This is a genomic window from Acetobacter musti, from assembly GCF_011516835.1.
Classification (GTDB): domain Bacteria; phylum Pseudomonadota; class Alphaproteobacteria; order Acetobacterales; family Acetobacteraceae; genus Acetobacter; species Acetobacter musti.
Genome location: NZ_WOTB01000005.1, coordinates 130,652 through 152,703, shown reverse-complemented (window position 1 = coordinate 152,703; position 22,052 = coordinate 130,652). Strand labels below are relative to the sequence as shown.

Here is a 22,052-nt window from a genome sequence, read left to right as displayed (position 1 = left end):
TTTATGAAGATTATGATCTGTCCCGATGCTTCGCACGCAAGGACGCTGGCCGCGCGAATTCTTTCCGATCAGATCAGGGAGAAGCCTGCTTCCGTCCTGGGCCTCGCGACCGGCCGCACCATGGAGGCCATTTACAGCCTGCTGGCGGAAAGATCCCGGCATGATGAAATCGATTTCAGCGCCGTCACAACATTCAATCTTGATGAATATGCCGGCCTGCATGCCGGTCACGACCAGTCCTATCGCTACTATATGCGGAAGCACCTGTTCGATCACGTCAATATCGCACCGGACCGAACGCATGTTCCCGATGGTTCCGCTGCCGATGTGGAAGCTGAGGCCGTATCCTATGAAAACCGGATTGCGGCAGCAGGCGGCATCGATCTCCAGCTTCTGGGGCTGGGAGAGAACGGCCATATCGGCTTTAACGAGCCTCTGTCGTCACTGAGCAGCCGCACCCGTGTCGTAACCCTGGCGCAGGCCACTCTCGAACAGAATGCCGTTATGTTCGGCGGCGATCCCGGCAGGGTTCCCACCCGCGCCCTTACCATGGGAACGGGCACAATCCTGGACTCCCGCAAGGTGCTTCTCGTTGTGACGGGCTCAAAAAAAGCCGACATAACCGCCCGCGTCATCGAAGGCCCCGTCAGCGCCCTGGTGCCCGGATCAGCGCTGCAGTTTCATCCTCACTGCCTCGTCATTCTGGATAACGCCGCCGCGTCAGGTCTCACCCAGCGGGACGCCATCGAATGGCAGATGCGCCACGATCCCGAACTCATCGCTCTGTCAGCAGATGGCAGCTGATGTTTCATCCTGATATCGTAAAAGAAACCTGCATTGATGGTCCTGAAAGTCCGTTCATGACAGGTAACGGAATGCCTGGCCGGATCGGGCGCAGACCGGCGCTGACGACAGGAGAACTGACTCTCCCCGAAAGACTGAGGACGATGCAGCGCTTCTCCACCATAGCCGCCAGCGGCATCTCAGCCGGCGCATCCCGAAGCAGCGTCTTCCTGGCTCCCGCCACAGACTCGTCCGGCAAACAGGTTCCGGAGAACAGACCGCTTCATCAGATGCCGGGATCATCGGAAGAATCAGATAAGCACCGGACGCGGCTGCCGTATGGAAAAGAAAAATAAATGATATTCAGAGAGTGTTTTCTCACATGGCGCATGGCTCTGCTCGGTTCCGCTCTGCTTATGAGCACCATGACGGGGACGGCTATGGCTGCGGCACAGAATGTCGCACCGGCTCTTATGCCGCTTCCCGCATCCGTCTCTTTTTCTCCTGAAGCGTTCTCTCTGTCCGGTGGAATAAGCATTTCCTGGAGCCGTCCGCCTTCCCCAATGCTGAGCAGAGCCGCACAGCGTTTCACCGATCGCATCAACGCTCTTGCGGGCCGCATTCTTCCCGCGCCTGATCCTGCCGCGCCTGACGCAAAAAATGCCGCCATACCGGTAAAAATTCAGGTGGGAGACGATCCGGAAGCCCTGACGGTCCACGCCAGGGAGAATTACAGCCTTTCAGTCGGCCATGACGGCGTAAAACTGACCGCTGACGGTCCTGACGGCGTCATTCATGGTCTTGCCACCCTCACGCAGCTGGTCACCCGGGACGAAAACGGCCCGACGCTCGCCTTCGCAACGATCACGGACAGTCCACGCTTCCCATGGCGTGGAATCATGATTGATACGTCGCGACATTTCATGAGCATCGCAACCATCAAGCGCCAGATCGACGCCATGGAGCTGCTGAAACTCAACGTGCTGCACCTGCATCTCAGTGATGGCACCGGTTTTCGTGTGGAAAGCAAAGTCCTGCCCGAACTGACCATCAAAGGATCGCACGGCCAGTATTACACCCGGAACGAAATCCGGGACCTTATCGCCTATGCCGCCGATCGCGGTATCCGGATCGTGCCGGAATTTGATGTTCCCGGCCACGCCCTCGCGCTGCTCTTCGCGCATCCGGAACTCGCCGCTCAGAAACCGGTCAATCCGGCACCGAAAAACAAAAATACAGCCGCGCTCGATCCCACGGTTCCCGGTTCGCTGAATCTTGTCCGCAGACTTTATGGCGAAATGAGCAGGCTTTTTCCTGACACCTGTTTTCATTCAGGCGGTGACGAAGTCGACCCGGATGAATGGCTTAAAAATCCTAAAATCGTCGCCTATATGAAGCAGAACGGCTTCGCGACGCCTCAGGCGCTGCAGGCTGAATTCACCGCCCAGGTACAGAAAATTCTCGCGGCCCAGGGAAAGATCATGGTCGGCTGGGATGAGGTCAGTGAAGCACCGATTCCGGAGGACGTCATTGTGGATGTCTGGAGAAGTTCAAAATTCATCGCCTCGGCCTCCGCCACTCATCATCCGGTCATCGTTTCGGCAGGCTATTATCTTGACCTGCTTCAGCCGGCGTCACAGCATTATCTCGTTGACCCTTATGATCCCGCCGCCAACGGAATTACGAAAGCCCAGGCGGATGTCCTGCTCAGGAAGGGCGTAAATCCCGATCTGGTCAACGCCTTTCTGAAAGAGCCTGCGCCACCATCGCTGACGGACGAGCAGAAAAAATACATTCTCGGTGGCGAGGCGCCGCTCTGGGCCGAACTGGTGACCGATGAGATGCTCGACGCGCGCTACTGGCCCCGCGCGGCGGCCATCGCGGAACGTTTCTGGTCCCCGGCTGCCGTGCGGGATGTGAAGGATATGTATCGTCGCCTTGCCGTCGTGAATTCAGAACTTCAGATCACCGGACTGCACGCGCAGGCCAGTACCGGACGCATGGCGGCGAGACTCTCCCGCGGCAATCCGGACCCCGTGCAGATTCTCGTCAGCGCCACGGTCCCGCTGCAAAATTACAATATGAACCGCTATGTCGGACGGCACGGCAACAATCTCGATGCCATCGGCGAAATCGCCTCTCCCGATCCGTTCCCGGCGATACGGTTCAGCATGCTGGCCGATCGCTACATCTCCGGGGATCATTCGGTGGTGCCGGATCTCCTGGCTCAGCTTCAGATCTGGCATGATAACGATGCGTCCTTCATTCAGGTCGCGACTGTGCGCGGCCTTTCGGAGGCTTTGCCAGTCTCGCATAATCTCGCGGTTATCGCCGGTATCGGATTGAATGCGCTGAGCGGACATAAAAAGGCATTGTCTTCGGAGGAGAGAAAAATCATTGATGATGAAGATGCCGTCATCAGCAGATCGACCGATGTGTCAGGGGCCTCGGGTGCCGCAAATCTGCCTTCCGGCGGCCTGATGATCACCATTGAGCCCGCCGTACGAAAACTGGCCGGCCTCTGAATACAGGCATATAAACGGACAAATCGATGACCGGCTCGCCGGTTTGTCCCGTTTCAGCCATCCGGGCGCATGGTTTTGTCGTCCGTCACGATACGCTACAATAGCAACGATCTGCCGGCCCGGCAGTCGTCCGTGTCCGTGTGCATCCGCTCTCCATCATTGTATCGTTATCCCGAAAGCAGGAATTCTGAATCATGTTACTCAGTGGCCAGATCGTTCTGCCGGATCGCGTTGTGCCCGGAACAGTCCGTTTTGAAGAAAGCGGCATCCAGACCATCACGCCATCCCATGACGCCGGCCGGCGTTACATCCTGCCCGGTTTCATAGACTGCCACGTTCATGGCGGCGACGGCGCCGACACAATGGATGGCGTCGCAGCCATCCGCCGCCTTTCCGCATTTCATCTCCGATGCGGCACGACCACCATTCTGCCGACAACCATCACCCGTCCCTGGAACGAGGTGATGGACGCATTACGGGCCGTCGCCGAAGTCGTCTCGGCACCGCAACCGGACGGACCGGAAATTTATGGCGCCCATCTGGAAGGTCCCTTCGTCAGTCCGCATAAACTGGGCGCCCAGCCACCGTTCAGTGTGTCTCCCGGTCCCGATAAGGTCGCGGAAGTCATCGGCACCGGAATCGTCCGCGTCGTCACGCTGGCGCCGGAACTGGAACACGCGGACAGCGCTGTCGCCGCATTCGCGAAAGCCGGCGTAAGGGTCAGCATCGGACACACAACAGCAGGCTACGAGCAGACGGAGCAGGCCATCTGCCGCATCTGCGCCGCAGGCGGCGTGCCGGGTGCCACCCACCTGTTCAACGCGATGTCACCCGTCGCCGGCCGCAATCCTGGCCCGGTGGCTGCGCTGATGTGCAGCGATGTGACATATGCGGAAATGATTTTCGATCTTCACCATGTTCACCCGGCAAACTTCCGGCTCGCCAGACGTCTGATGGGAAACCGTCTGCTGTTCGTGACCGACGCCATGCGCGGCGCCGGCATGTCCGAAGGACCCAGTCAGCTCGGAGGACAGGCTGTGGAAATCCGTGACGGTGCCGTTCGTCTTCCGGATGGTTCCCTGGCAGGAAGCGTGCTGACGCTCGACACGGCATTCCGCAACGCCATGAGAGAAGGCGGAATGTCCGTGGCCGCCGCTTCCGCTCTCGTGTCCGGCAATGCTGCCCGCTTCCTCGGTCTCCATGACCGTGGCCGGATCGAACCCGGCCTGCGGGCGGATTTCGTGGTGATGAACGAGGATTTTGAGGTCACGGAAGTCTGGGTCGGCGGCCGGCAGAAAATCTGAGGGTTACCCCGGAAGCCGGTGCCGGACCAGACAATATTCTGTAAATGCAACGACCTGCCGCCACGAAACACCTGATAACGACAGACCTACAGGCACAGAAGACGAAGGATCGTATCGGTATTGAAAGCAAGACGTTCTTTCAGCGCGGCCGGTGAAAGAAAATCACGGTTGAAAATAACCGATCCGGTATATCGGTTTGTAAAGTAATAGTACCCGATTGAAGCGATGGTGATGTTGACCTGAACGGCATCAAGATCCGGACGAAAAACGCCTTCCCGGGCACCCTGATCGAGAATAGCCTGAATGCGGCTGACGAATTTCTGGCTGACTTCCTGCAGCAACGGAGAATCTCTGAGGTGACGCGCCTGACACAGGTTCTCACTGTTGACGAGCGTGATGAATTCCGGGTTTTTGATATAGTAATCCCATGTAAAGCGAACAAACGTTATCATCGCTTCTTTGGGAGGCAGTTTTTCGAGATTTAAATTTGCTTCCTGCGTTCTGATATCGAGATAGGCTATTTCAAGAACGACTTTGAAGAGATTCTCCTTGCTCTCAAAATAATGGTAAATCATCCGCTTGTTGGCCCGGGCCTCCAGCGCAATACTGTCCACTCTCGCGCCTTCCAGTCCGTTCTGTGAGAACTCCTTTTTCGCCGCCTCAAGAATACGCAGCTTCGTCGCCTCAGCATCCCGAACACGATGTTTCGGCAGATCTGAAGGCTGATTTTTCTCGGGTGGCGTCAAGTCGGTGATCCTGCGGATTTTGCTGATGCTGCGTATTGAGCGCGCGGGACAGAAAAAAGAAGCATAAAAAAACATTCATAATCAGCTTTCGGCGGCGCGTTAAGCCATCAACCGGACGTGAACGTTCCCCCACAGAAAATGACTCAGCTTTAAGTAACCAATTGGTGCGAACGGCGTTAGGAGACGGAAGACCGTCCACAGCTCAAAGGCGGTGCAAAGCGAAGAAAAATAAAACAGACGCCGGATAAACGCAGAAAACCGGGTGAAAACCAGAGAATTTTACCGGTGTTCCGGCGTAAAAATGCGGGAAGGTTATGATAAATGGCTACGACTGAGCGTAAACTTTCTGTGCCGGCAAAGCCGCGTGAATTCGGCTTCTTCATCGACGGCACATGGCGTCAAGGGCGCGAACTGTACGACCGGGCCTCGCCCGCCCATGATACCGTCGTCACCCGCACGCCGCGCTGCACGAAAGAAGACCTCGACGAAGCAGTGGCTGCGGCCCGCCACGCCTTTGAAAATGACAGCTGGGCCACCATCCCGGCCGCCGGCCGCGCCGCCGTTCTGCTCCGTGTCGCGGACCTCCTGCGCGGCCGCGTCGATGAGATCGCTTACTGGGAAGTCCTCGAAAACGGCAAGCCGATCGCTCAGGCGAAAGGCGAGATCGGGCACTGTATCGCCTGTTTCGAAATGGCCGCCGGCGCCGCGCGGCTGCTGCATGGCGATACCTTCAACAATCTGGGAAAAGATCTGTTCGGCATGGTCCTGCGGGAGCCTGTCGGCGTGGTGGGACTGATCACGCCCTGGAATTTCCCGTTCATGATCCTCTGCGAGCGCGCGCCATTTATCCTGGCCTCAGGCTGCACGCTCGTCGTCAAACCGGCCGAAGTCACCAGCGCAACAACCCTGATCCTGGCGGACATCCTGACGGAAGCCGGCCTGCCAAAGGGCGTTTACAACGTCGTCACCGGCGCCGGCAGCCTGATCGGGCAGGCCATGGCGGAACATCCGGGCATCGACATGCTCTCTTTCACCGGTTCAACCGGCGTCGGACGCTCCTGCGTCCATGCGGCGGCCGACAGCAACCTCAAGAAACTCGGTCTCGAACTGGGCGGTAAGAACCCGATCATCGTCTTCGCCGACAGCGATCTGGAGGACGCCGCCGACGCCGTGGCGTTCGGTGTCAGCTTCAACACCGGACAGTGCTGCGTCTCCACCAGCCGCCTGATCGTCGAGCGCTCCGTCGCCGACGAATTCGAACGCCTCGTGGCAAAGAAGATGGAGAAAATCCGCGTCGGAGACCCGTTCGATCCGGAAACCCAGATCGGCGCCATCACCACGGACGCGCAGAACAGAACCATCCTGAAATTCATTGACAAAGGAAGAGAGGAAGGCGCCACACTCCTCTGTGGTGGCAAGGCCCTGAATTTCGGAAAAGGCCAGTATATCGCGCCAACCCTGTTCACAAATGTCAGCCCCTCAATGGCCATCGCAAGCGAGGAAATCTTCGGCCCGGTCCTCTCATCCTTCCGTTTCGACAGCGTCGCTGAAGCGATCTCGCTGGCCAACGACACGGTATACGGGCTCTCCGCATCGGTCTGGACGAAAGATCTCAGCAAGGCGCTGACAGTGACACGCGGCGTCCGCGCGGGCCGGTTCTGGGTCAACACCATCATGAGCGGCGGCCCGGAAACACCGATCGGCGGCTTCGCGCAGTCCGGCTGGGGGCGGGAGTCCGGAATTTACGGCGTCGAGGAATATACCCAGATCAAGACGGTCCACATCGAAACCAACAAGCGTACGCACTGGATTTCGTAATGACAAAGGGATTTGACTATATCGTCGTTGGCGGAGGCTCCGCAGGATGCGTGCTGGCCGCCCGCCTGTCCGAAAACCCATCGGTGAGTGTGTGCCTTATCGAGGCCGGGAAGCGGGACACAAACCCGCTGATCCACATGCCGGTCGGGTTCGCCAAAATGACCAGCGGCCCGCTGACCTGGGGGCTCGTCTCCGAGCCACAGAAGCACGCCGATAACCGGCGCATACCCTACGTGCAGGGCCGCGTCCTGGGCGGCGGCTCCTCGATCAACGCCGAAGTGTTCACACGCGGCCACCCTTCCGACTTCGACCGGTGGGCAAGGGAAGGCGCCGACGGGTGGGCGTTCAGCGATGTGCAGAAATATTTCATCCGCTCGGAAGGGAACAGCGTCCTGGCCGGCAGGTGGCACGGCACCGACGGACCGCAGGGCGTCTCATGCCTCGGCGATCCCAACCCGACCAGCCTCGCCTTCGTGCGGAGCTGCCAGGAAATGGGCCTGCCCTATAACCCGGATTTCAATGGCCCTTCACAGGAAGGCGCCGGGATCTATCAGATGACTATCCGCGATAAACGGCGCTGCTCGACGGCGGTGGGTTATCTGCGTCCGGTGATGAACCGCAAGAACCTGACGGTCGTAACGCGGGCGCTCGTCCTGAAAGTCACCTTCAGCGGCACGCGCGCGACCGGCGTGCAGTATATCGCCAACGGCGCGCTGACCACCGTTACCGCTGCCCAGGAAGTGCTCGTCACCTCGGGCGCCATCGGCACGCCGAAGCTGATGATGCTCTCCGGCGTCGGACCGGCGAAGCATCTGCGCGAGCACGGCATCCCGGTCGTGCAGGACCTGCCCGGCGTCGGCGAAAACCTTCAGGACCATTTCGGTGTCGATATCGTCGCGGAACTGAAAGGCAGTGAAAGCCTCGATAAGTATAACAAACTGCATAAGATGATGTGGGTGGGCCTGCAGTACACCCTGTTCGGCACCGGCCCCGCCACCTCCAACGTCGTCGAGGCAGGAGCCTTCTGGTACGCCGACCCGTCATCCGATGTCCCCGACGTGCAGTTTCATTTCCTCGCCGGAGCCGGCGCGGAAGCCGGCGTGATGTCGGTCCCGGACGGACGTTCGGGAATCACGCTGAACAGTTACGTGCTGCGCCCGAAATCACACGGCACGGTCAGACTGAAATCCGCCGACGCACGCGAAAACCCGCTGGTGGACCCCAACTTCCTCGCCGACCCGGACGATCTGCGGGTCGCGGCGGAGGGCGTGCGGCTGAGCTACGAGATGTTCTCCCAGCCCTCGCTCCGGAAATACATCCGGCAGATCTGCTTCTTCGGGGATAAAACACCCACCACGGAGTCATTTCGCGCCTATGCGCGCGCGCATGGCCGGACCTCCTACCACCCGACCTGCACCTGCCGGATGGGCCGGGACGAAAACACCGTGGTCGATCCGCGTCTGCGGGTTCACGGCCTTGACGGCATCCGGATCTGCGACAGCTCCGTCATGCCCTCTCTGCTCGGGTCCAACACCAATGCCGCCACCATCATGATCGGGGAGCGGGCGGCCGATTTCATCCAGGGCAACGCCTGAGAAGGACGCTGCTTCCGTGCTCCGGCAGTTCACGAAACTGCGTCTTGCCAGAGCACGGTTTTTCAGTGCATGTTATAAGTAACCATCTGGTTAGATACATAATAAGAAAACGGACCGGAGCCATGACAAAAGTCAGAACAGCCGCTGAAGCTGTCAGCCACGTTCAGAACGGCGCAATGGTCGCCGTCAATTCCTCTTCCGGGCTTCTGTGCCCCGATGCCGTCCTGGAAGCGCTCGGACAGCGTTTCGCGGCGGAAGGGGTGCCGAAAAATCTGACCACCATTCACCCGATCTGCGCGGGTGACATGTTCGGCACAAAGGGCGTCGACCATCTGGCCAGACCAGGCATGATCTCGCGCATCATCGGCGGCTCCTATCCCTCAGGCCCGAGTAATGCCGAACCGCCTCTCATCTGGCAGCGCATCCTGGAAGAAAACCTCACAGCCTATAATGTTCCCTCCGGCATCGTGTTCGACATGCTGCGGGAGGGCGCGGCCAGACGCCCCGGCGTGCTGACGAAAGTCGGGCTCGACACCTTCGCCGATCCGCGCCGCGACGGCTGCGCGATGAACGCCACCGCCCGCGAACGTCCCATCGTCCGAACCATGGAATTCGAAGGCGAGGAATGGCTCTATTTCCCGGCCCTGCAACCGGATGTCGCGATCATCCGCGCCAGCACCGCCGATGAAAAAGGCAACCTGACCTTCGAGCAGGAAGGAGCCACGCTCGGCGCCATGGAGATGGCGCTCGCCGCCCACAACAACGGCGGGATCGTCATCGCCCAGGTGCGCCGCGTCGCCGCCCAGGGCACGCTCAAACCGCACGATGTCCGCGTGCCCGGCATCCTCGTGGACTTCGTCGTGGAAGCCCCCGATCAGCTCCAGACCACCGCCACGCTGTACGATCCCGGCATCTCCGGCGAAATCTTCCGCCCGCTCTCCACTTTCGACATCCCCGCTTTCGGCCCGAACAAGGCCATGGCCCGCCGTGTCGCCCGGGAGATGAAAAATGGCTGGGCCGTCAATATCGGTTTCGGAATCTCCGCGAACGTGCCGCGTATTCTCCTGGAGGAAGGTCAGCACGGCGCCGTCACCTGGGTCATCGAACAGGGCGCCGTCGGCGGTGTCCCTCTGCTGGACTTCAAATTCGGCTGCGCGGCCAACGCCGAAGCCTTCGTCGCCTCGCCGCACCAGTTCTCCTATTTCCAGGCCGGCGGCTTCGACTGCTCGCTGCTTTCCTTCCTCGAAATCGGCCAGGACGGCTCCGTCAATGTCAGCCGTCTCGCCGCCACACCACATCGCACCGCAGGCGCCGGCGGATTCGTCGATATCACCAGTCGCGCAAAACGCATTATTTTCTCAGGAAATTTCAACGCCGGCGCGAAAATGCACATCGAGGACGGCAGACTGGTCATCGACCGCGAAGGTAAGATCGCAAAGATCGTGCCGGAAGTCTCCCAGGTCAGCTTCTCCGGCCGCAGGGCGACGGAAACCGGCCAGGAGATCAGCTACGTCACGGAGCGCTGCGTCATCAGACTTCTCGACGGCAGACTGACCGTAACCGAAATCGCACCCGGCATAGACCTGCAGCGTGATGTCATCGATCAGGCTACCGGCCAGCTGCACGTCGCCCCCGATCTGAAGGAGATGGACGCCGCCCTGTTCCGCGATGCGCCCATGGGCCTCGAACTCTGAAACCTTCCCGTCTTCATAACAGCCTTATTCAGATACAAATCCGGAGCCGATCATGTTTCTCAACGAAACGCAGGAAGAAGTCCGCAACACGACACGGAATTTCGTAAACGCCGTCATTCGTCCCGCTGCCGAGGCGCTGGATCGTGAAGAGCGTTTTCCCTCCGAAATCTATGAAGAAATGGGCAAACTCGGCCTGTTCGGCATCGCCGTGCCGGAAGACCTCGGCGGACCGGGGTTCGACACGCTGACCTATGCCGTCGTCATGGAAGAGCTGTCACGCGGTTACGCCAGCATCGCCGATCAGTGCGGCCTCGTGGAACTGATCTCCACCCTGCTCGTCCGCCACGGCACACCCGAACAGCAGAAAATGCTGCCGGACGTGATGTCCATGAAGCGCAAGGTGGCTTACTGCATCACCGAGCCGGAAGCCGGCACGGATGTCTCCGGCATCCGCACCACCGCCGTAAAAGATGGTGACGGCTGGGTACTGAACGGCGGCAAGATCTGGATTCACAATGCCCCCGTCGCCGATACCGGCTTCGTCCTCGCCCGCACGGACAAGGAAGCCGGCAATCGCGGCATGTCCATCTTCATCGTGGACCTGCATGCGAAAGGCGTCGAACGTGGCCCGAAGGAACACAAGATGGGTCAGCGCGCCAGCCAGGTCGGCGCACTGGGTTTCTCGGAAGTCCGCCTCGGGCCGAACGCCCTGCTCGGCGAAATGAACCGGGGCTTCCACATGATGATGAGCGTGCTCGACAAAGGCCGCGTCGGCATCGCGGCGCTGGCCGTCGGCATCGGCCAGGCCGGGCTGGAAGCGGCGGTCGACTACGCCGGCACCCGCAAACAGTTCGGCAAGCAGATTTCCGAATTCCAGGGCGTCCAGTGGCTGCTGGCCGATATGGCGAAGGATATCGAGGCCGCCCGCCTCCTCGTTTACTCCGCCGCCATGAAGATCGACCGGGGGCTCGACGCCACACGCTCCTGCTCGATGGCGAAATGCTTCGCCGGCGACATGGCCGTGGCCCGCACGGCGGATGCGGTGCAGGTGTTCGGCGGCTCCGGCTACATCCGGGGCTTCGAGGTCGAGCGCCTCTACCGTGACGCAAAAATCACCCAGATCTACGAAGGCACGAACCAGATCCAGCGCATGATCATCGCGCGCGAACTCCTGCGCAAAGGCGCCACGTCATGAGACAGACGGCGCTCGTCACCGGTGCGTCGCGCGGCATCGGTCTCGCGACCGCCGAGGCCCTCGCGAAAGAGGGCTTCGCGCTGGCGGTCAACGGACTGACGGATGACGAGGAACTCCGCAATGCGGTAAAGCATCTTTCCACGTTCGATGTCCCGGTCATCGGAATCGCGTTCGATGTCTCGAACCTCCGGGGACAGGCCGGCTGTCTCGCGCGGGTGGAAGCCGAACTCGGCCCGCTGACCACGCTGGTCAACAATGCCGGTGTCGGCGTCCTGAAACGCGGTGATCTGCTGGATGTGACAGAGGAAAGCTGGGACCGCTGCTTCTCCGTCAATGCACGGGCGATGTTCTTCCTTTCCCAGGCCTTCGCCCGCCGCCTTCTGTCCCGCGACCGTCCGGAAAACCTGTTTCATTCCATTGTGAATATCACATCCTCCAACGCCGTCGCCGTCGCAACGGCCCGCTCGGAATACTGCGCCTCCAAGGCTGCCGCGGCGATGGTCTCCAGAACCCTTGCCGTGCGTCTCGGTCCGGAAAACATCGCGGTCTACGACGTGCAGCCAGGCCTCATCGCCACGAAAATGACCGCACCCGTCATCGACCAGTACCGCAAACGCGCGGAAGAGGGACTGACGCTTTTGCCCCGCGTCGGTGAACCGGCGGAGATCGGCCGTATCGTCGCGAGCCTCGCATCCGGAAAACTCCCTTACACCACAGGCCAGGTCATTTCGGCGGATGCCGGAATGCTTGTGCCCCGCTTCTGAGAACGGCCATGAAAATAGCACTTCCCGATAAAGAAGGCCGGAAAACGGATTATCATCTGACCGGCAAAACCGCGCCGCATGTGCCCCTGTCCGCGCACCCGGCCCGCATCGTCTATTCCGCCGCCCATGTCACAGCCGATCCGTTCAGCGACACGCCGCCCTCCGGCCCGGCGAAGATCGACTGGAAAACCACGATGGCCTTCCGCCATCACCTCACCGGTCTCGGACTGGGCATCGCGGAGGCGATGGACACCGCCCAGCGCGGCATGGGCCTGGACTGGACCGGCGCGCTCGAACTGATCCGCCGTACAAAAGCCGAGCTGCCACACGCCAGGGTCGTCAATGGCTGCGGCACCGACCACCTCGACCCGGCGGACGCCCGCAGCGTCGATGATGTTATCGCCGCCTATATGGAACAGGTCGAGGCCATCCAGAAAGCCGGCGCACGCATCATCCTGATGGCCAGCCGCGCCCTGGTCAGGGTGGCGAAGGGGCCGGAAGACTATCTTCGCGTCTATGCGAAGGTTCTCAGCGCCTGTGACCAGCCCGTCGTGCTGCACTGGCTCGGCGAGGCTTTCGATCCCGCCCTTGCCGGATACTGGGGCGCGCGGGATTTCAGCGAGGCGCTGGAAACTGTTCTGGAGATGATCGGCCAGAACGTCGCGAAAGTGGATGGCATCAAGATCTCCCTCCTCGACAAGGAGAAGGAAATCGTCATGCGCCGCCGCCTGCCCGAAGGCGTGAAGATGTACACCGGCGATGACTTTAACTATCCCGAACTGATCGCCGGCGACGACCAGGGCTACAGCCACGCCCTGCTCGGAATCTTCGACCCGATCGCCCCTCTCGCCGCCAGCGCGGTCAGCCGGCTGGGGGAGGAGGACAGGGCCGGTTTCCACGAACTGCTCGATCCCACCGTCCCCCTGGCGCGGCTGATGTTCGCGGCCCCGACGCAGTATTACAAAACCGGCGTCGTCTTCCTCGCCTGGCTCAACGGATTTCAGAATCACTTCATCATGCTGAACGGCGCGCAGTCGATGCGGCCTTTGCCATACTTCACGGAAATCTTCCGTCTTGCGGATGGCTGCGGCCTGCTGCGGGAACCCGATCTCGCAGTCCGTCGCATGCAGTCCCTGCTCGCGCTCTACGGAGCCGACTGATGCGCGATTTCAGCCGGGATCATTCCGCGCTGGCGCTCAACACGGCCACGCTCGGTCACAATGTTCCGGGTGCCGGGGCCGGCTGGTCCCCGGAGCGCACGCTCGACGCCTGCGCCGAACGCGGCATCGGCGGTATCGTCTTCTGGCGGCCGGAAATCGCGGGACGCGCCGCTGAAATCGGACGCCGGGCGCGTGAGACCGGCGTGAAAGTCGTCGGCCTCTGCCGCTCTCCCTTCCTGACAGGCCCGCTCGGCTTTCAGAACCCGTCCGAAATCACCGACGATTTTTACAGGGCGATCGACGAGACCGCCGCGCTGGAAGGCGATATCCTTACCATCGTCACCGGCGGCGTGCAGCCGGGCACAAAGGGCATTCCCGGCAGTCTCAGTCTGGTCGCCGACCGGCTCGCGCCCGTGCTGGATCATGCCCGATCCTGCGGCGTCAGACTGGCCCTGGAGCCGCTGCACCCGATGTACGGCGGAGACCGCTCCTGCCTGACGACCACGCGGGACGCGCTCGATCTGTGCGACGCCCTCAGTTCCGATATCCTCGGTGTCGCCATCGATGTTTACCATGTCTGGTGGGACACGGACCTGCCCCGTCAGCTCAGGCGCGCCGGCCCGCGCATCTTCGGCTTCCATCTCTGTGACTGGCTGGCCCACACCACGGATTTTCTGGTGGATCGCGGCATGATGGGAGACGGCGTAGCCGACCTGAAAGGCCTCCGCGCGGCCGTCGAGGGCGCCGGTTATGACGGCTTCTGCGAGGTTGAAATTTTCTCTGCGAACAACTGGTGGAAACGCGACCCGGCCGAAGTGCTGGATGTCATGACAGAACGCTTTCGCACCGTCTGCTGAAAAACGGAGAGCCTTATGAAAATTCTCGTTCCGGTCAAACGTGTCGTCGATTACAACGTGCGCGTCCGGGTCCGGCCCGACGGCTCCGGCGTGGACCTGAACCACGTCAAAATGTCGATGAACCCGTTCGACGAAATCGCCCTCGAAGAAGCGGTGCGCCTCAGGGAAAAGGGCATCGCCACCGAGATCGTCGCCGTCTCTATCGGCGTGCCACAGGCAAAGGACACGCTGAGGACAGCGCTTGCCATGGGCGCCGATCGCGCCATTCTCGTTAAATCCGGCGATGATGTCAGTCAGGATCTGGAGCCGCTCTCCGTTGCCCGCATCCTCGCGAAAGTCGTGGCGACGGAAAAGCCGGAACTGGTGATCGCAGGCAAACAGGCGATCGACAACGATATGAACGCCACCGGTCAGATGCTCGCCGCCCTGCTCGGCTGGGGGCAGGGCACATTCGCCTCCGCCGTCAGAATTGATGAAGGCAGCGCGCTGGTCACACGGGAAATCGACGGCGGCCTTCAGACGATCCGCCTGAAGCTGCCGGCCGTCGTCACAACCGACCTGCGTCTGAACGAGCCGCGCTATGTGGCTCTTCCCGCGATCATGAAGGCAAAGAAAAAGCCGCTGGAGGAACTGGCGCTGGCGGATCTCGGCGTCGACACGCGCCCGCATCTCACGGTCGTCAGCGCCACCGAACCCCGTCAGCGTCAGGCAGGCGTGAAGATACAGTCCGTCGATGAGCTGTTGTCGAAACTGAAAAATGAAGCAGGAGTCATCTGATGTCCGTTCTGGTTCTGGCCGAAGCGCATGACGGCCATCTCCTTACCGATCTTCTCGCCCGCACCCTGTCCGCCGTCGCGCCGCTGGGAGACGCAGACGTCCTGGTGACAGGCGGCAACAGCGCCGGCGCGGCCGAAGAGGCGGCGAAACTGGCCGGTGTCTCGAAAGTCCTGCTGGCGGACGATCCTTCCTTCGCGCACGGTCTCGCCGAGCCGCTCGCCGCCCTGATCAGAAGCCTGGCCGGGGATTACACACATATCGCGGCCGGCGCGACGGCGTTTTCGCGGAATGCGCTGCCGAGAGCCGCCATGCTGCTGGAAGCCATGGTCCTCTCCGACGTGACGGCAATAAAGGACGCCGAAACATTCGAGCGACCCGTCTATGCCGGCAATGCCATTCAGACTGTCCGCTCAGCCGACCCGATCAAAATCTTCACCGTCCGCACCGCCGGTTTTTCTCCCGTCGGCGCCGGTGGGCCGGCTCCCGTCACCTCCATCAGCGTCCCGCCCGATCCGGGCCTGTCCGAATGGGTCGAGGACAGAACCATCACCTCCGAAAGACCCGATCTCACTTCAGCGAAAATCGTCGTCTCTGGTGGCCGTGGTCTGGGATCGGCGGAAAATTTCCACCAGATCACCGCGCTCGCCGATAAGCTGGACGCCGCTGTCGGCGCCAGCCGTGCGGCGGTCGACGCCGGATACGCCCCCAATGACTGGCAGGTCGGGCAGACCGGCAAGATCGTGGCGCCCGATCTCTACATCGCAGTCGGCATCTCCGGCGCGATTCAGCATCTGGCCGGAATGAAGGATTCCCGCATCATCGTTGCCATCAACAAGGATGAGGATGCGCCAATCTTTCAGGTGGCCGATTACGGTCTGGTCGGAGATCTCTTCAGGATTCTTCCGGAACTGACGGAAAAAATCTGAGAGGAGACCGGGCACCGCAGGGCGGAGTGGGTGAGTTTGCCACCAGCAGTCACCTCCGCCGGAAATAGTCTTCAGAATCGCGGGAATATCTGCCCGGGGAATTGACGCGCGCGCCATAACGCCCTATCTGGTTACTTAATAAGAATCGGCCTGATAAAAAGCGTGGTAACATTCACGAACGGGTCAGATTCTCACCACTGGTTAATAAAAAAAGAAAGATGACCAGATGACACTCAGAGACAACAGAAAAAGATGATGGCTGCGATCTGAGACCGTCAGGGTCTGCGCGCCCTGATGGCTGTATCCGCAGCACTTCGGTGTACGACGGTTTCATTCACATAACGGCGTAACCTGCTGACGGACCCGTGTGTCCGGAAGCCGGAAACCCCGGATTATTCTGGTTGCCGTGTGCCATGAAAAACATCTCCCTGCGGAGAATGATGGGGTGTATTCCCGTCATTTTCCTTTTTACCATATGGATGCAGACTGCTTCAGCACAGGATCAGACGCCATCTTCCGCTAAACCGGCCGCAGAGAAATCGGCAGTAAAAGAAAAACCCAGGCGAAATTTCTGGGACGATGGCAGCATCGTCCGTTTCATGGAAGCCGATAACGCCGCCGCCTCCTCCCAGCAGCGGGAGCGGACCGGCATGGCCGCAAGCGCCCTCGGATCGGCATGGTCGGAAGTGCGCGTGGTTCCAAAAGACGACCGTATTCTCGGCACCATCGGTGGCCTGAGGACGAAAATGGAGGATTACGGCTTCGCCTTTACCCTGACATACCTGATCGAAAGCCTCGGTGACGTCGCGGGCGGCCGCAGAAAAGGCTTCGACTACACCCATCAGGTGGTCATGGGAGGCGATATCGATTTCGAAAAAATGCTTCACTGGAAAGGACTGTCATTCCATATGCTGGGTGTCCAGCGCGCCGGTCGCAATGTCGCGACCGACTATATGGGCGTCACATCCCTGATCCAGCCACAGGAAGATTACGGCGCGGGCGGCAACGTGCTCTACAAGCTCGTCTACATGTATTTCGAGGAATCGCTGCTGAACAAAAAGCTCGTCATCGATTTCGGACGAATGCCCGCGAATATGAAATTCGGCACGTCCTATCTTGGCTGTTACGCAATGAACATGATCACCTGCGCCCATCCGTCAGGATTGTCCAATTCTTCCAAATGGCGTTCCTGGCCGTTCTCGCAATGGGGGATCATGGCACGCGTCAATCCGGGCTACCATCTTTACGCTCAGGCCGGTCTGTACGAAGTGTCGCCAACGGAAGGCGGCCGCGCCGGATTCAATTTCTCGTTCGTGCAGCAGGGATTTGTCATCCCGATGGAAATCGGATGGGAACCCTCCCTCGGACGGAATAAACTGACCGGCCACTACAAGCTCGGCGGTTATGTCGATACCTCCGATCATCCCGATCCGTTCACCTCCATCGACGGTCGCCCGAAACTGGTTTCGCACCTGCCCGGAAAAACCGAAAGGCAGCGCGGCGCGTGGTATGTCGGCGCGGATCAGATGGTTTACCGCTTCGGTCCCGCCGCGAACCAGGGCCTCATTCTTTTCGGCCTCGCTGGCTTCAACATGGGCGCATCATTGCCCAATCAGAGCCAGTATACACTCGGCATTATCTCACAGGGTATGTTCCCGGCCAGAATCACGGACGCCATTTCGTTTTTCTGGACAAGACAAACCGTCAATCACAAAATCACGCGTGAGCAGGAGATGCAGGCCGATCTGGGATTGCCGCTCCTCAATGGCGTGGCGGCCCCACAGACGAATTTCCAGGTCCTCGAACTGACCTATACGGCCTTCATCAGCCGTGGAATCAAGCTGTTTCCTGATCTGCAATACATCATTCATCCCGACGGAAACCACGTTTATCCGGATGCCCTGCTGGCCGGCTTCCGCCTGACCTCTCAGTTCTGAATCATGCCAGATTCACCGGGTGAAAAGAGAAACGGAATGATCTCAGGACGTCAGCAGGTTCACATCGTCGCAGCCTGCTTCGGCGGCTGGACGATGGACGCATTCGATTTCTTCATTACCGCTTTCGCGCTCAGCGGCATCGCGCACGATTTCTCCACCGATCTCACAACCATGACCTGGGCCATGTCCCTGCCGCTCGCCACCCGGATTTTCGGCGCGCTGAGCGTCGGCTGGCTGGCCGATAATTTCGGGCGAAAACGTGTGCTCGCCGGCAACATGATCGCCTTCGTGCTTTGTGAAGCCGGTGTCTGCCTCGCCCCCTCCCTGTCCGTTTTTCTCCTGTTCCGGGCGCTGTTCGGACTGGTGATGGGCGGAGAATGGGGCGTCTGCACGTCCTACGCAATGGAAAGCATCCCGCCGGGAAAAAGAGGCCTCGTTTCCGGACTCCTCCAGTCCGGCTATCCCGCCGGCTACCTTCTGGCCGCCGTTCTGTATGGGCTGATTTACGAAACTGCAGGCTGGCGCGGCATGTATCTGGTCAGTATGGGCGTGGCGCTCTGTGTCGTCATCCTGCGCATCACGCTGCCGGTTTATCAGACCGCCAGCCGGAAGGACCGCACGGGAACCATCTCTTTCCGGCAGAACATGACAGGCCAGTGGACTCTCCTGGGCTTTGCCGTTCTGTTCATGAGCGCGGGCGCAACCTTCAGCCACGCGACTCAGGATCTCTACCCGACCATGCTGCGAACGGAACGCGGCCTGACCGTGCATGCCGTCGCCCTGGTCGCTGTGGCCTACAATATCGCCGCCGTCGCCGGCTGTCTCTGCGGCGGCGCGCTGTCACAGCGTTATGGCCGCCGTCGCGCGATCGTCTTCGCCGCATGCGCCATCTTTGCGGTTCTGCCTTTCTGGGCCATGGCTGCGGACCTGCCGGCAACAATGCTTTCAGCCGTGGCCATGCAGTTTCTCGTCATGTGCGTCTATGGCGTCATGCCTGCCTATCTCAACGAACTGGCGCCGGCCGCGATCCGCAGCACATTCTCGGGCTTCGTCTATCAGATCGGCTTCCTGCTCACCTCCGCCAACGCGACGGTACAGGCCTGGCTCGCCACGCATGAAGGCTGGTCTTACAGCACCGTCCTTGCCGTAACCGTGGGCATCAGTCTCGCGATTTTTATTTCGCTGATGGCTCGGGGCGGTGAAACAGTCAGGACAGCGGAACGTTCGACGATATAAGATTGCGTAAATCTGTTAACCGGACACAGGATATTGCGTCAGTCGCCACTCTGGTGCGAGATTGAAAAAAGTTCTGTCCCCAGAAAAACGGGTGCCGCTGTGCCCGCAAAAAGAAAAACCGGAGGGCGTTATGAACGGAAAATATCGCTGGATGATATGCGGTCTGCTCTTTGCCGCCACCACGATCAATTACGTTGACCGGCAGGTTCTCAGCCTGCTCAAGCCGCTGCTCGAGCAGAAATTTGGCTGGTCTGAAAGGGATTACAGTTATCTGGTGATCATTTTCCAGGCCTGTTACGCGGCAGGCTTTCTTTCCTGCGGGAAAGTGATCGATAAAATCGGCACACGTCTTGGCTATGCGTTCTGCATGATGAGCTGGAGCCTCGCCTCCATCGGCCATGCCATCGTCGGCGGAACGGTCAGTTTCGGTATCGTCCGGGGACTGCTCGGCTTCGGGGAATCCGGAAACTTCCCGTCCGCCCTGAAAGCCGTCTCGGAATGGTTCCCGGCAAAAGAGCGCTCGCTCGCCATTGGCGTCGTCACCGCCGGAACCAGCATCGGCGCGATCATGGCCCCTGCGACGGTGCCGTGGCTCGCCGTCATGTGGGGCTGGCAGGCCGCGTTCATCATCACCGGCCTGTCCGGCTTCATCTGGCTGGCGATCTGGCTGCGCATCTACCGCCTGCCCGAAGACACGCCCGCCCTCCAGGCAGATGAGTTGCGGTATATCCGACAGAGCCCGGCGGAGAACGACGTGCCGGAATTTAAAGGCCGCTGGATCGACCTGCTGAAAATGAAAGAGACCTGGGCTTTCGCGATCGGAAAGTTCATGACCGATCCGATCTGGTTCTTCATCCTCTTCTGGCTGCCCTCCTATTTCGCCGACCGTTACCATCTCGACCTGCAGCATCTCGGTTTTCCGCTGATGGTTGTTTACTGCTCGACCTCCATTGGCAGCGTCGGCGGTGGCTGGGCCTCGTCTTTTCTGATCGGACATGGATGGAAAGTCGCATCGGCCCGGCGGCTGACCATGCTGATCATGGCGCTCCTGGTCGTGCCTCTTTCAGTCTCCGCACAGGTGAACTCGATGTGGCTGATGGTCGCGCTGCTCAGCGTGGCCGCCGGCGCGCATCAGGGCTGGTCCGCGAATATCTACTCGATCCCGGCCGACTATTTCCCAAAGGAGATGATCGCCTCCGTCCAGGGGATTGGCGGAATGGCTGGCTCCATTGGTGGCATCCTGTTTCCGGTCGGAATCGGTATCGTTCTGGATCATTACCGCCATATCAACAGCATCACGACAGGGTATTATCTTCTGTTCATCGTCTGCAGCAGTGCCTATGTGCTGGCATGGTGCGTTATCCAGCTTCTGCTCAGAGCGAAGCCCGGAAAAGCTCCGGTTGCGTCTCCGATGATGGATACGAAACCGGCAGCATGATCCCTGCAGATCCTGAATAATAAAAGTTTTTGGGTGCCGCCTTTTTTCAAAAAGGCGGCGTTCCCGAGCAGCTTCCCGAAAAAGTTTCGTCAGAAACATCTTTATAATTTACAGGCAGTTTCACGGGCAGGTTAAGGAAACAGCGCCGTTAGTCACCCCCGCAGGCCCCATAACCGCGGGAGAAAGCACCGATAACCCGCTCTCCGGGGCCTTCACAAAGAACCGGCCCTCGCCCTGAGACCACCCGACAAAAAGAACCGGCCTCCCGGAAACGCCGATCAGATCGGGCACCCGCCGGCACACTGATTGACGGTCTGTCCCCAGAGGGTCATTCTTCCCGCAATCCGGCGGTCCTGAAAACCTGCGCACCCCGCAACGCCGCCAGTCCCTGCGGAGAGTCCTGTTGCACAGTCGCGTCCTTGCCTATCTCGACACGGTGGCCCGATGCGGCTCGATCCGCAAAGCCGGAGAGCAGCTCAACGTGGCATCCACCGCGATCAACCGGCAGATTCTGGCTCTGGAAGCGGAACTCGGCACACCACTCTTCGAGCGCCTGCCCCGAAAACTCGTTCTGACGGCAGCCGGGGAAATTCTGCTCGCTCACGTGCGCGAGACGCTCAGAGGGATGAGCCACACCCGCAAGCTGATCGACGAAGTGCGGGGACTGCACAGAGGCGAAATCGTCGTCGCGGGAATGGATGGCCCCGTCACGGCGCTCCTGCCCGACGCCCTCACGGATCTGAGGAAAACGCACCGGAATGTGAGAGTTCACCTCATGGGGCTCGGACAGCCGGAGCTGGTGCGTACCGTCCAGGACGGAGAAGCGGATATCGGCGTCGGTTTCGACCTGCCCGGAGAAGCCGGGCTGCGGGTCATCTGTTCGCGGTCCGTAACACTGGGAGCGGTGGTCAGCGCCACACATCCCCTGGCGTGCCAGGAATCAGTCAGCGTACATGAATGTGAAGCCTGGCCGCTGGTCGTCGCGGACGAAACGATGGCGATCCGGCCTCATCTCGAAGAATTCTATAACCGTCAGAACCTGGCGTTCAGCCCCGCCATGGAGACGAACTCGATCGAATTCATGCGCCAGATGGCCATGAGGGGCGAAGCGATAACATATCTGACCCCGCTCGATATCATCAGAGAACAGCGTGAACGGATGCTGAAATTCCTGCCCTTCCGCGATGCGGAGCTGCAGCCCCAGCGCTTCTCGGTCATCGCACACGCCCGCAACACCAATCCGCTGCTGCCGTTTCTCGTCGAGCGGATCGAGGCGCTTCTGCCGGAAACCGCCTGA

General features: G+C 60.2%; 18 protein-coding genes. 16 read left to right on the top strand and 2 right to left on the bottom strand.

The genetic code is table 11. The annotated features are described in order from the left end of the window. Window positions 1-3 precede the first annotated feature (3 nt). The gene (gene nagB / locus GOB93_RS05700) at window positions 4-804 is read left to right on the top strand and encodes a glucosamine-6-phosphate deaminase (RefSeq protein WP_173582522.1); all 801 of its coding nucleotides are present in this window, start codon (window positions 4-6) and stop codon (window positions 802-804) included. A 4-nt stretch (window positions 805-808) separates the two neighbouring features. Here the strand turns inward: nagB and GOB93_RS05695 are convergent, their stop codons facing one another. Next, window positions 809-1,042, bottom strand: coding sequence for a hypothetical protein (locus tag GOB93_RS05695; protein WP_173582521.1), 234 nt, complete (start codon window positions 1,040-1,042; stop codon window positions 809-811). 97 nt (window positions 1,043-1,139) lie between these two features. Between GOB93_RS05695 and GOB93_RS05690 the strand changes: the two genes are divergently transcribed. Together GOB93_RS05690 and nagA are read left to right on the top strand one after the other, a co-directional pair. After that, window positions 1,140-3,308, top strand: a complete 2,169-nt coding sequence (locus GOB93_RS05690) for a beta-N-acetylhexosaminidase (protein ID WP_242010557.1) — start codon at window positions 1,140-1,142, stop codon at window positions 3,306-3,308. Between the two features lie 194 nt (window positions 3,309-3,502). Then, window positions 3,503-4,612, top strand: coding sequence for an N-acetylglucosamine-6-phosphate deacetylase (gene nagA, locus GOB93_RS05685; RefSeq protein ID WP_173582520.1), 1,110 nt, complete (start codon window positions 3,503-3,505; stop codon window positions 4,610-4,612). Window positions 4,613-4,698: 86 nt separating this feature from the next. Here nagA and GOB93_RS05680 read toward each other — a convergent pair whose 3' ends face one another. After that, window positions 4,699-5,358: a TetR/AcrR family transcriptional regulator gene (locus GOB93_RS05680; RefSeq protein ID WP_242010556.1), complete on the bottom strand. Its 660-nt coding sequence runs from the start codon at window positions 5,356-5,358 to the stop codon at window positions 4,699-4,701. 321 nt (window positions 5,359-5,679) lie between these two features. Between GOB93_RS05680 and GOB93_RS05675 the strand changes: the two genes are divergently transcribed. The 13 genes from GOB93_RS05675 (at window position 5,680) to GOB93_RS05615 (ending at window position 22,052) form a co-directional block, all read left to right on the top strand. Next, complete coding sequence (locus GOB93_RS05675) at window positions 5,680-7,176, top strand: aldehyde dehydrogenase family protein (protein WP_173582518.1); 1,497 nt, start codon at window positions 5,680-5,682, stop codon at window positions 7,174-7,176. Further along, the gene (locus GOB93_RS05670; protein ID WP_173582517.1) at window positions 7,176-8,771 is read left to right on the top strand and encodes a GMC family oxidoreductase; all 1,596 of its coding nucleotides are present in this window, start codon (window positions 7,176-7,178) and stop codon (window positions 8,769-8,771) included. The genes GOB93_RS05675 and GOB93_RS05670 overlap by 1 nt, the downstream gene beginning before the upstream one ends. Window positions 8,772-8,893: 122 nt before the next feature. Then, complete coding sequence (locus GOB93_RS05665; protein ID WP_173582516.1) at window positions 8,894-10,465, top strand: acyl CoA:acetate/3-ketoacid CoA transferase; 1,572 nt, start codon at window positions 8,894-8,896, stop codon at window positions 10,463-10,465. Between the two features lie 52 nt (window positions 10,466-10,517). Continuing rightward, window positions 10,518-11,660, top strand: a complete 1,143-nt coding sequence (locus GOB93_RS05660) for an acyl-CoA dehydrogenase family protein (RefSeq protein WP_173582515.1) — start codon at window positions 10,518-10,520, stop codon at window positions 11,658-11,660. Further along, complete coding sequence (locus GOB93_RS05655) at window positions 11,657-12,424, top strand: 3-ketoacyl-ACP reductase (protein ID WP_173582514.1); 768 nt, start codon at window positions 11,657-11,659, stop codon at window positions 12,422-12,424. The genes GOB93_RS05660 and GOB93_RS05655 overlap by 4 nt, the downstream gene beginning before the upstream one ends. Window positions 12,425-12,432: 8 nt before the next feature. Continuing rightward, window positions 12,433-13,584: a dihydrodipicolinate synthase family protein gene (locus GOB93_RS05650; protein WP_173582513.1), complete on the top strand. Its 1,152-nt coding sequence runs from the start codon at window positions 12,433-12,435 to the stop codon at window positions 13,582-13,584. After that, window positions 13,584-14,441 carry a sugar phosphate isomerase/epimerase family protein gene (locus GOB93_RS05645; protein ID WP_173582512.1) on the top strand — a complete coding sequence of 286 codons (858 nt, stop codon included), beginning with the start codon at window positions 13,584-13,586 and terminating at the stop codon, window positions 14,439-14,441. The genes GOB93_RS05650 and GOB93_RS05645 overlap by 1 nt, the downstream gene beginning before the upstream one ends. Before the next feature lie 15 nt (window positions 14,442-14,456). Next, window positions 14,457-15,218, top strand: a complete 762-nt coding sequence (locus tag GOB93_RS05640; RefSeq protein WP_173582511.1) for an electron transfer flavoprotein subunit beta/FixA family protein — start codon at window positions 14,457-14,459, stop codon at window positions 15,216-15,218. Continuing rightward, on the top strand, window positions 15,218-16,144 hold the full coding sequence (locus GOB93_RS05635) for an electron transfer flavoprotein subunit alpha/FixB family protein (protein ID WP_173582510.1): 927 nt from the start codon (window positions 15,218-15,220) through the stop codon (window positions 16,142-16,144). The genes GOB93_RS05640 and GOB93_RS05635 overlap by 1 nt, the downstream gene beginning before the upstream one ends. Before the next feature lie 599 nt (window positions 16,145-16,743). Beyond that, window positions 16,744-18,081: a carbohydrate porin gene (locus tag GOB93_RS05630; RefSeq protein ID WP_173582509.1), complete on the top strand. Its 1,338-nt coding sequence runs from the start codon at window positions 16,744-16,746 to the stop codon at window positions 18,079-18,081. A 36-nt stretch (window positions 18,082-18,117) separates the two neighbouring features. After that, entirely contained in the window at window positions 18,118-19,317 is a 1,200-nt protein-coding gene (locus GOB93_RS05625) for an MFS transporter (protein ID WP_173582508.1), read from the top strand. A gap of 130 nt (window positions 19,318-19,447) precedes the next feature. Continuing rightward, on the top strand, window positions 19,448-20,755 hold the full coding sequence (locus tag GOB93_RS05620) for an MFS transporter (protein ID WP_173582507.1): 1,308 nt from the start codon (window positions 19,448-19,450) through the stop codon (window positions 20,753-20,755). Between the two features lie 403 nt (window positions 20,756-21,158). After that, window positions 21,159-22,052 carry a LysR family transcriptional regulator gene (locus GOB93_RS05615; protein WP_242010555.1) on the top strand — a complete coding sequence of 298 codons (894 nt, stop codon included), beginning with the start codon at window positions 21,159-21,161 and terminating at the stop codon, window positions 22,050-22,052.